Below are 10,383 nucleotides of genomic sequence, written 5' to 3' on the forward strand. Positions count from 1 at the left end.
GAGAAAGTGCGAGAAAGTGCGGCCAGAATTTCCGATCAATTTGCTTAAATAGGTCAACTATTCGCACAAATTGATCGAAAATTCTGACTCGCCCTACTGGATTTTATGCTCGAAAGCATAAGTCCGACAGGCTCCTTGGCAACTTTTATCAAAATGTCTGGCTATCAAAATGCCTGGTAAGTATAAACCGCTATTTTTTTATTGAATAAACTTTTGTTGCTGGTTTTAGGAATAACCATGTATCTGTTTCCATTTTTACAGGGCCTGGGCATTGGCCTGGGTATGATTGTGCCCATTGGCGCGCAAAATGCTTATCTGATTAATATGGGCATTCGCCGTAACTTTCATTTACTGGCGGCTGTCATTTGTATTGTCTGTGATGTGCTGCTGATTAGTTTGGGTATATTTGGGGCCGGTGCACTTATTTCACAAAATGAGCAGGTACTTTTTTTCATCACCCTGGCAGGCGTAGTGTTTCTGACATGGTACGGGCTACTGTCTTTTAAACGAGCTGTCAAAGGGTCTGCTTCAGTGCTGGCGTCTGATAAAGGCAATGCGCTGACGCGAGGCAAACGCGGTGTCTTACTTGGTGCACTGGCTGTTACGTTGTTAAACCCCCATGCTTATCTTGATGCGATGGTTATCCTCGGCAGCATTGGTAATCAGATGGAAGCAGAGTTGCGCATCGCTTTTGCGCTGGGAACATTTACCGCTTCTGCTATTTGGTTTTTTAGCTTAACGACAGCAGCCGCTAAATTTTCTCCCTGGTTGTCAAAACCGAACGTTCAGCGGAGCATTGATGGTTTTGTTGCGGTTCTCATGTGGAGCATTGCTTTTTCACTGGCTGTCCGGTTGATATAAAAGCGTATAAAAGCATTTATATTTTCTGGCACAGTGAAAGTGAAGGTGGTCGGCTAAACTTGTGATTTTTAACCTTATACAGCGTTAGCCCGGATATTTCATAAACTCCTTTAGAGCCGCAAGGCCAGGAGCATGTTTATGAAATATCCGGGTTAGTGTAATGGCTGTAGGAGTTCGCGTCACAATTTTAGTCTACTACCGTATTATTTTAGAAGCAGTCTTATAAGTCATGTTCCTACTGCGGCTAAGATAAATGGGTCTAAAAAGTCGCTTTTGCTCGTCAAATAGTCCCGCTATCTCCTCACAAAACCGACTTTTTATCCTCCATTTCTCGCAGTCCTCGCTACGGGCAGACTTTTAAGACTGCTTCTTAAGCTGGTGAGGCTCACGATGGATAAGAGAAACTGACAGCAATATTTGATGTGCTGGTTATTGGAATATGTTTCACTGTGGTAGGGTCCCAGAATGCCTTATGGCTTGTGCATTTCTTGCCTACCTTTTTGCCATCCACTGTTACGGTCACACAATAATCTTGTTTTTTATCCGCGGACTTGGGATACCCTCCAGCCGACAGTATAAACGTGTATTTATTTGATGCGCCCACGCCTTCCTGACTCCAATCAATTGAGCCGGTTTCTATCTGAGGGTAGCCACCTTTCATATTATTGATAACTACTTTTGTACCAATTACTTTTTTTTGACCATCATTTTGTATTTGAAATTTACCAGCAGCTTTCACAGGCCGCTCCAATCCGGTAATACCCCTTGCCGTTACGGTAATTGGCGTTTTTATTTTTGCTGGGGGAGCAGGCTGGGTGAAGCTAATACTGGCTGCCGAAGCAGAGGTGGAAACCGCCATAGCCATGAGTAATAAATGTATTTTATTGTTCATGAATGCCAACCCTTTTAATGAAGTAAGGGTACCTTATTATACCATAAAAACACCTTCGCTTTGTTGGTTAAGAGAAAACAAGTGTAAAGCTTTTATTTGAAACTATTGTGCAACATAAACAGAGAATAAAAAGTTTTCAGCACATCTCAAAGGCTACTAACTATTGGAAGCCTGTACTCTGGATAAGAGCCTACTGCCTTATAACGGCAAAAGACGCGCCATTGTCAGTATTGGCACAATACATACAAAAACAAGAGAGCCGGAGTAATGACAGCCCTCTGTGGGCTGTTTGCTATGAACAGCTTGGTGGTATAGCCACTCAAAGCAGAAAAACCCGTTGATGGCAAGGGCTAAACGTGTGATTTTACACCCCCTTGGGGATAGTGAGTGAAGGGGTGAGATGCAGCAATGGTCTTCACTGGATTGTGTGTGAGTCTTGGCCTTTCACGTAATTCCTGCTTGATGGCTGCAAGCTCTGCCGACTGCTTCCGGTTCTCTTCAGTCAGTAGCTTTACAGCCTCCCTGATCTGTCGCAGCTCGGCGACAACACTAGCCGTTTCCGTGTCGCCAATATTGTCGCCACTTGTCGCCGGTGCTTCAAAGCTACCATAAGCCCTATGTAGCTCGGCAGCATCAATACACTTGCTTCCATGCTCGTCTAACGTGGCCGATACCATGCCTTTTTTGATGTGTTTATAGATGGTCTTTCTATCAACTCTGGTCAGTCTTGCTGCTTCACTTAATCCTGAATTTTGCCATTGTCGCCAGTACTCACTATGGCAAAGTCGACAAGGCTCCCCCAACGCTTGAACGTTACGTCGTAACGAAACGCCAATGCCTTGAGGATCTGCTGGAGATGACCGAGAAAGCGTTAATGGAAGGTATGAGCGATGCTGAGGTAAACGATTACGTCAATCCAAACTAGAAAGTTACGGCGTAACTTTTAGTTATTCGGCTCACAATTCGACACTTATTGAGCCGAATAATCACTTGATTCGGCTCGTTTTGTTACGGCGTAACAGGGTATCTGTTAAGCGCTCTTCACCACCGACCCTCTGCATAAAAACCCGAGCAAGGCCGCATATTCAGCCATTCCGGCTACATCCGGTAATCTTCCTTATCGTCAGCGAACCTCTCCCCTCCACGAGCAACACTGAATGGTTATGCAAGGATAGGGATACCAACAGTACGGAAAGCACCGTACTTCTAGTGAGGGAATGAACAACACCATGATATAAGGGTAAATTCTTATTGTAGTAAGTATAATATCTTATATTAGATTATCTTCTTTCCCCCCATAATTAAAATTCACTAATACAAAGTAAATAGGTATAAAAATGGATAATAAAACAGAAACTGAAAGCAAGCCATCTTGGACTTCCGACGAAAAAGCCTGTTGTTACTAATATAGATAACGCAACCAGAATGCTTTTTATTGAAGTATTTTTGGTTGCAACGTTAAAAAAAATAAAGATATGAAAAAAGAAATAGAAAATCTTGATTTAGAATGTATTAAAGGGAATCTTTGTGATAAAGAGAGTGGGCTAAACTGGGACTTAGAAAAGGCTAATCATATTGAGATATTATATAAGTCATTCCTTTTTATTAAGTTTAAGTATCCTAATGAAAAAATAATACCAACAAAAGATATCGATTGCTTTTGGCACTATCACATCCTAGATACAAGGAAATATATGGATGATTGCAACAATATATTCGGATGTTATCTTCACCATTTCCCTTATTTTGGTAAGAGAGGAGAGGAAGATAAAAAAAATCTAGAAAGATGCTTTAAGAGAACACTATTTTTAGTAAAAAAAGATTTTCCAGAGTTGATTGGCTAACTATGTGCAAAGTACAAAATATCAAAAAATCCCTAGTAAATGACGGGTATTTTATGTGCAATTATGGAAAGAATTTTAAATATAATGATATTTTAAATCTTATGGGAGAGATAATATTAGTATCAGATATAAAATTTAACCCTGAAAGTAAAAGATATATTCACGGAATAAATAAGCTGCCACTGCATACGGATAGTCCAGAAGCAAACATTATTGCATGGCAGTGCATATCACAAGATAAAATGTCAGGGGGTTCTATTATTTTTGATTCGAGAAAGATTATTAATCAGTTAAATAAAAGAGAAATACAGAATTTGAGCAGTACTTTTCTACCATACCCATCTATTAATGGTGGTGGAGAAAAGTATCACCCTGTTATAACGAAGGACGAAAATCAATATAAGCTATATTACACACCGTGGTATATTGATGGTGATAAAAAAACAAAGGAGTTAAATACATTAAAAAAGCTAATAAGACAACATTCTTCTTTATCAAGAAGAATAATGTTGAAGCCAAACCAAATGTTGATTATTGACAATCAAAGAATGTTACATGGTAGAGACGCCTTATCAAAAGCAACATCTAGGCATTTAAAAAGATTTTGGTTAACAAGGAAATAATGTTGATTAATGGTAATCACAATAATCAGACAGTAAAACTTCTTAAAGACACCTCTCAAATACTTTTTGCTGGTATACTCGGAACTCTTTATATTGTCGTAGATCAAGCTTTTTCATCAAAGATATCATCAGATTATTTTAGAGCAGATTCTTTTATCGCTTATTATCCAATGGTGTTTGCTTTTATTGCTAAAGTTATAGGGCATTCTTCTGTGATCTTAATAAGAAAAGAACCTGGTAGTAGCTTGCCATATATGGTAGGAGGGCTGTCTTTATCAATTATATCTTCTTCTTTGTTTTTACTGCTTATCGCTTCAACATCATCATATTTTTTTCATATATCGAGTATAAGCCACATACTTGGTGTATCAGAATTTTTTTTAATTCAAGGTATTGCTGGGGTGTTTTTTTGCTCTTCTCATGTTATGCGATACATGCTGATCGCCAAAGAAAAGATGCCATATATATTAAAAGTCGAAATTTTAGGAAACTCATTTAATTTTTTAGGTAATTTTTTATTCCTTTATTTATTGGATAATGAAGCCCATGCATTTATAGGTTTTGCAATAACAACACTAATAGTACAAACATCTACATTTCTAATATATAAAAGAAAGCTGGGAGTCTCCATACTGAATAAATTTTTATTTAAAAAGGCAAAAAGTTTTTTGCGTAGATCAAAAAAGATAGTTACAGGGGATAGTATTTATATGCTTTTGGTTACCCTTTCTCCATTATTTTTTGCCTTAATAATACAAGAAAAGACAACATCTAGTATTGTCATAGCATTTAATACCGGGGTAACAATATATACTTTTTTCTCTAGACCTTTTATATCAATACTATTATCAGGCGTATCATTTATATCATCAAATAAAGAAATTAGCATTGATGATAAATTGAAAGTTATAAATAAACTTTCTTTTTTTCTATTAGGTGTTGTTTTATTTTTGATGGTTATATTTGGATACTATGTAATAGTTGAGATGTTTAATGTGAAAGAATATTTCTGGGTAACCCTAATAGTCATTGGTCTAATTTTCCCTTTGTCATTATCAGTTTCATCTGTTTGCATAATAAGAATTTCTGAAAATAATCTTACTATGGCATTTTCAGAGTTGGTTGCAACATATATTATAGGCATGCCTATAATATATTTTTTTTCTAACAACGAAAACTTTATTGCAATATTTATTATTGGTTATTTCATTCCATTTTTAGTTAATCACATTTTTTATATATGGTACTCTAAGGATAAAAAGTATAAAAAAGCAATGCTTAAATTTAGCAGCAGCTCTTAACCTATTTCGATTTCTTTTTCTCACCCTACACAGCCCTCGCTCTGCTCAGGGAGAAAGGGCGCTTACACGTCAGTGAGTGTTTCTTCCTCTACCTCTATGGGTATGGTCACAATTCTAGGAGCCTGTCGCACTTTCTGGATTTTAGGTCAAAATTGTCTTAAGTCCGACAGGCTCCTAGCCCATTACCGGCTTATTGTAAGCTAGTGAAGTTTACGAGGGCTGACGCACCGGATAAGATATATTGACATCAATATTTGAATCTTTAGTGAATGGAACATTTTTTAATACGGTAGGACTCCAAAACGCCTTATGGCTGGTAGCGTTCGTACCTATCAAGTGACCATCCACTGATACAGTCAAACAATAATCCTGTTTTGGTTTTGCCTGTTTAGTATACCCTCCAGCGGACAGTATAAACGTGTATAGATAGGGTTCAGCCGCACTCCCGCCCGGACTGGTTTCTGGAGCCCAGTGAATTGTACCGACTTCGATCTGCTGGGTTTTACCTTTCATATTAGTGACAACTATTTCTGTACCCACTGGTCTTTTTAAATATTCCTCATTTTCTATTGTAAATTTACCTTGAGCTTTTACAAATTTCTCTAATCCTTTAATACCCGGTGCCATTACTTTTACTGGCGTTGTTATTTTTGGCGGGGGAGGCGTCTGGGTAAAACTGATGGTGGCCGCCGAAGCAGAGGTAGAAATCGCCATAGCCGCCAGTAATAAATGTATCGTGTCTTTCATGAATAGAAACCCTTTAATACATCTATGGGATATCCATTATACCCTGAAAAAAATTTTTATTTTGTCGTCTAACAGAAAAAAAGTGTAAATTATCTGCCCAGAACCATTATTCAATATAAACGGAGAATAAAAAGTCGATATTGAAAGACGAATAGCCTGCTGTTTAATGAGCGGCTTTTTAGATCCGTTTATCGGAGGCCGCAGTGGCAGCAAGACATTTAGCTACACGGCGGCAATCATTGGCAACGCAGAAAAGCTCGTCAATGGCAAGGGCTAAACTTTGGCTTCTAAACACCATTGGCGAGCAATGACTGTAGGGGTATGAGTCACCGTTTTAGTCCGCTGCGGAATTATTGCAAGCTTGAGGTTCACGATGGCTGATTCACTGGATAAAATAATTTAACAGCAATAGTTGAGTCTTTAGTGAATTTAACATTTTTTACCGTGGTAGGGTCCCAGAAGTGCCTGTGGCTGGAACAACTCTTGCCCAGCGCGTGACCATCCAACGATACAGTCATACAATAATCTTTTTTCGGTTTTACTGATTTGGTCTGCCCTCCGGCTGACAGCAGAAACGTGTATGAACTTGATGGGTCTAGATTAGATTCTGGAGACCAGCGAATTGAACCGATTGCTATTTGCTGGGTGTCACCTTTCATATTAAGAACAAGTACTTTTATACCAACTGGTCTATTTAAATCATCATTTTCTATTGTGTACGTCCCCTCAGCTTTTACAGATTTCTCCAATCCTTTAATGCCCTGTGCTATCACTTTTATTGGCGTTTTTATTTCTATCGGGGGGGAAGACTGAGTAAAACTGATGGTGGCTGCCGAAGCGGAGGTGGAAACCACTAGAGCCGCCAGTAATAAATGTATCTTGTCTTTCATGACAGAAACCCTTTAATACATCTATGGGAAATTAATTATACCTTAATAAAAATTATCACTTTGTTGCTTAACAGAAAACAAGTGTAAAGTTTTTATATGTTCAGAACTATTATGGAATATAAGTGGAAAATAAAAAGTTGATAACCAGAGGCGAATAGCTTGCTATCTGACAAAGTCTACTTTTTAGACGCGTTTATCGGCGACCTTAGTAGCAAAAGATTACTTCTAAAGCAGCTATGTATCAGTGGACGACAAGTGATCAAGAATAGGACACACTGGCATTTCATCACCATGACAACACTGGGCTAACTGTTTCAGGCTGTCCCTGATGGTTGTCAGCTGAGCAATTTTATTGTCAATATGAGCAATTTTATTGATAGTCAGTTTTTTTACCGTATGGCTTTTCCGTCGCCGGTTCCGGTATAAACTCAATAATTCCGCACATTCTTTTAAGGTAAAGCCCAGTCCCCTTGCATGACTGATAAAGTTGAGTTCCTCAATGTGAGACGGCAGATAATCCCGGTAACCATTGTCCTGCCGCTGTGCCGGTGTGATCAGTTGGATGCTTTCATAATAACGAATCGTTTTTGCTGTCAGCCCGGTAAGCGCTGCTGCGCTGGAAATATTCATTCTGCACACTCCACTCTCCGGGCGGGCTTAAAACGTTTCAAGCGACTGGCATTGGACACCACGGTAACAGACGACAGAGCCATGGCAGCTCCGGCAACAACAGGGCTGAGCAATACACCTGTAAAGGGGTACAAAACACCCGCTGCCACAGGAATGCCCAGGGTATTATAAAGAAAGGCACCAAAAAGATTTTGCCGGATATTGCGCAGTGTCGCCTTGGACAGTTCAATGGCATCTGCCAGAGTATGCAGGGATGAGCGCATCAAAGTGATATCAGCAGCCTCCATGGCCACATCAGTACCCGAGCCAATGGCAAAGCCTACATCTGCCTGCGCCAGTGCTGGCGCATCATTAATACCGTCACCGACCATGCCCACCTTTTCACCCTGTGCCTGCAGCCGACGGATATGCTCAGCTTTCTCTTGTGGCAGCGCCTGTGCAAAAAAGGTATCAATGCCTGCGGCGCGGGCAATGGCGTTGGCTGTTTGTGGATTATCACCGGTTAACATCACTATTTGAAGACCCTGCTGCTGTAAACGTTTAATAGCTGAGCGGCTGTCGGCCCGAAGGGGATCTGAAACGCTGATGACTCCGCCAAGCTGACCAGAGACAGCAATATACACAGGTGTTTGTCCTTGCTCGGCATAGTGCTCAGCCTCTTGCTCCAGAGGACTGACGACAATGTGTCGAGCATCCATGAAGGCTTTACTGCCTAACAAAACAGATTGACCCTCGACTGTGCCCTGAACCCCCAGACCAGTGATGGCTTTAAAGTCGCTCACTTCCCGCAAGACAATGCCCTGATCACGCACATAAGTAACAACTGCTTCAGCCAGGGGGTGTTCAGAGACCGCCTCCAGGCTTCCGGCAGCCTGGAGCAATGCCTGTTTTGTCCAGCCCCCATAACACGTAAACGCTGTAACAGAAGGTTTTCCCTCTGTGAGGGTTCCGGTTTTATCCAGTACCACCGTTGTCAGAGTGCTAGCGGACTGAAGCGCATCGCCTTTACTCACCAGTATCCCCAACTCTGCCGCTTTGCCTACCCCTACCATCACCGATATGGGCGTTGCCAGACCCAGTGCGCAGGGACAGGCAATAATTAATACCGTTGTCGCCACAACCAGCATATGGGGAAGGACAGGGGATGGCCCTGCCAGCAGCCAGATAACAGCAGAAACAATGGCAATAATGATAACCGAAGGGACAAAAACAGCAGAGATTTTATCAGCCAGCCTGGCAATGGGCATTTTAGTGCTTTGGGCTTTTCTCACCAAAGCAATAATATGCGCCAAAGCAGTTTCTGTGCCCACTTTCTCAGCAACAAAAATAAATGTGCCGTTTTTATTCACCGTACCGGCGCTGACATAATCCTTTTCTATCTTTTTCACAGGTAAGGGCTCACCTGTCAGCATTGATTCATCCACATGGCTGACACCGTCGATAATACGACCATCAACAGGTATTTTTTCACCGGGGCGAACACGGACATTATCGCCGGGGATAACCTCCTCAATGGCAATATCCCTTTCACCCCCCCCTCGAATAACGCGCGCTGTTTTTGGCTGTAGCCCCATCAAGCGTTTAATGGCCTGACGGGTTTTTCCTTTCGCACGTAACTCCAGTGCCTGCCCAAGGTTAATCAGCCCGACGATCATGGCAGAGGCTTCAAAGTAAACATGGCGGGCATTTATGGGTAACCATTGAGGGAAAAGCACAACCATCATGGAGTAACACCAGGCGGCACCGGTGCCCATGGCAACCAGTGTATCCATGGTTGCATTACCGTGTTTGATACCCTGCCATAGCCCTTTAAAATAGTGCCCGCCAGAAAAGACCAGTACCAACAGCGTTAACAGTCCTACGATTCCCCAGCCGGTTTGCTGAGCAGAGTTTTTCACACTCATTTCACCCGTTACCAGCCCCCAGACCATCAGGGGAATACCCAACCCCAGGGCCAGTGCCGTGTGTTTCAGTAAATAGCGAAAGCGTTTGTGGTCATTCTTTTCCTGTTTTGCCTGGCTGCTCTTTTGAGCATCCATCAGGGTTGCTGGAAAGCCGGCCTTTTCCAAAGCACCCATAACGTCCGCTGTGGTAACAGAGCGGTTAATCGTGAGTGTTTTGTCTGCGAGATTCAGGGAAAATTCATGGTGACTGAGCAGGGGGGACAGTGCCTTTTCAATTTTTCCGACACAAGACGCACAGCGCATAGTGGCAATGGTCAGATGGTATGCATGAAAGGGGGTAACCATTGCTTGATAGCCAGCCGATTTAATGGCGTTAACCATTACCTCTTCTGTCGCGGTGCCACGGGTTGTCACTGTTTTTTCCATCAGGTTCACTGTGGCTTCTGATACACCGGGAACAGCTAACAGCGCCTTCTCTATTTTGTTAACGCAACTGGCGCAGTTAACACCACCCAACGCCAGTTGTGTTTGCCGAGCATCCATAAGATTTACTCTCTTTTATGGAAATGCTCAAAGCATAAGCTTTACCCTTACTAGGAGCCTGTCCGAGAATAGACTGCCCTACTGCGGTTGCGATAAATTGGTCTAAAAATTCCTGCTTCTTCGTCAAATAGCCCCACTATTATCCTCA

12 protein-coding genes are annotated in these 10,383 nt (G+C 41.7%); 6 read left to right on the plus strand and 6 right to left on the minus strand.

Annotated elements, in window-relative coordinates; all coding sequences use genetic code 11:
- Nucleotides 1–237: 237 nt before the first annotated feature.
- Entirely contained in the window at nucleotides 238–861 is a 624-nt protein-coding gene (locus tag V4C51_RS15700; RefSeq protein WP_330927127.1) for a LysE/ArgO family amino acid transporter, read from the plus strand.
- 385 nt (nucleotides 862–1,246) lie between these two features.
- Here V4C51_RS15700 and V4C51_RS15705 read toward each other — a convergent pair whose 3' ends face one another.
- Nucleotides 1,247–1,753, minus strand: coding sequence for a hypothetical protein (locus V4C51_RS15705; RefSeq protein WP_330927128.1), 507 nt, complete (start codon nucleotides 1,751–1,753; stop codon nucleotides 1,247–1,249).
- A gap of 107 nt (nucleotides 1,754–1,860) precedes the next feature.
- Between V4C51_RS15705 and V4C51_RS18090 the strand changes: the two genes are divergently transcribed.
- Nucleotides 1,861–2,094, plus strand: a complete 234-nt coding sequence (locus V4C51_RS18090; RefSeq protein ID WP_420797686.1) for a transposase — start codon at nucleotides 1,861–1,863, stop codon at nucleotides 2,092–2,094.
- 9 nt (nucleotides 2,095–2,103) lie between these two features.
- Here V4C51_RS18090 and V4C51_RS15710 read toward each other — a convergent pair whose 3' ends face one another.
- On the minus strand, nucleotides 2,104–2,430 hold the full coding sequence (locus V4C51_RS15710) for a hypothetical protein (RefSeq protein WP_330927129.1): 327 nt from the start codon (nucleotides 2,428–2,430) through the stop codon (nucleotides 2,104–2,106).
- 50 nt (nucleotides 2,431–2,480) lie between these two features.
- Here V4C51_RS15710 and V4C51_RS15715 point away from each other — a divergent pair, with 50 nt between their 5' ends.
- The 4 genes from V4C51_RS15715 (at nucleotide 2,481) to V4C51_RS15730 (ending at nucleotide 5,521) form a co-directional block, all read left to right on the plus strand.
- Nucleotides 2,481–2,678: a hypothetical protein gene (locus tag V4C51_RS15715; protein ID WP_330927130.1), complete on the plus strand. Its 198-nt coding sequence runs from the start codon at nucleotides 2,481–2,483 to the stop codon at nucleotides 2,676–2,678.
- A 550-nt stretch (nucleotides 2,679–3,228) separates the two neighbouring features.
- Nucleotides 3,229–3,597 carry a glycine-rich domain-containing protein gene (locus V4C51_RS15720; RefSeq protein WP_330927131.1) on the plus strand — a complete coding sequence of 123 codons (369 nt, stop codon included), beginning with the start codon at nucleotides 3,229–3,231 and terminating at the stop codon, nucleotides 3,595–3,597.
- Nucleotides 3,598–3,599: 2 nt separating this feature from the next.
- The gene (locus tag V4C51_RS15725; protein ID WP_330927132.1) at nucleotides 3,600–4,220 is read left to right on the plus strand and encodes a TauD/TfdA family dioxygenase; all 621 of its coding nucleotides are present in this window, start codon (nucleotides 3,600–3,602) and stop codon (nucleotides 4,218–4,220) included.
- Nucleotides 4,220–5,521 (plus strand): hypothetical protein, encoded by a 1,302-nt coding sequence (locus V4C51_RS15730; RefSeq protein ID WP_330927133.1) that lies wholly within the window; start codon nucleotides 4,220–4,222, stop codon nucleotides 5,519–5,521. The genes V4C51_RS15725 and V4C51_RS15730 overlap by 1 nt, the downstream gene beginning before the upstream one ends.
- 210 nt (nucleotides 5,522–5,731) lie before the next feature.
- On the opposite strand, the gene V4C51_RS15735 is transcribed toward V4C51_RS15730, so the two are convergent.
- From V4C51_RS15735 to V4C51_RS15750, 4 genes are all read right to left on the minus strand, one after another.
- Nucleotides 5,732–6,268, minus strand: coding sequence for a hypothetical protein (locus V4C51_RS15735; protein WP_330927135.1), 537 nt, complete (start codon nucleotides 6,266–6,268; stop codon nucleotides 5,732–5,734).
- Between the two features lie 368 nt (nucleotides 6,269–6,636).
- Nucleotides 6,637–7,158, minus strand: coding sequence for a hypothetical protein (locus V4C51_RS15740; RefSeq protein WP_330927136.1), 522 nt, complete (start codon nucleotides 7,156–7,158; stop codon nucleotides 6,637–6,639).
- 234 nt (nucleotides 7,159–7,392) lie between these two features.
- On the minus strand, nucleotides 7,393–7,788 hold the full coding sequence (gene cueR / locus V4C51_RS15745) for a Cu(I)-responsive transcriptional regulator (RefSeq protein WP_330927137.1): 396 nt from the start codon (nucleotides 7,786–7,788) through the stop codon (nucleotides 7,393–7,395).
- Nucleotides 7,785–10,235 carry a heavy metal translocating P-type ATPase gene (locus V4C51_RS15750; protein WP_330927138.1) on the minus strand — a complete coding sequence of 817 codons (2,451 nt, stop codon included), beginning with the start codon at nucleotides 10,233–10,235 and terminating at the stop codon, nucleotides 7,785–7,787. The genes cueR and V4C51_RS15750 overlap by 4 nt, the downstream gene beginning before the upstream one ends.
- Nucleotides 10,236–10,383: the final 148 nt, after the last annotated feature.

The organism is Candidatus Sororendozoicomonas aggregata (genome assembly GCF_031528575.1).
Classification (GTDB): Bacteria; Pseudomonadota; Gammaproteobacteria; order Pseudomonadales; family Endozoicomonadaceae; genus Endonucleibacter; species Endonucleibacter aggregata.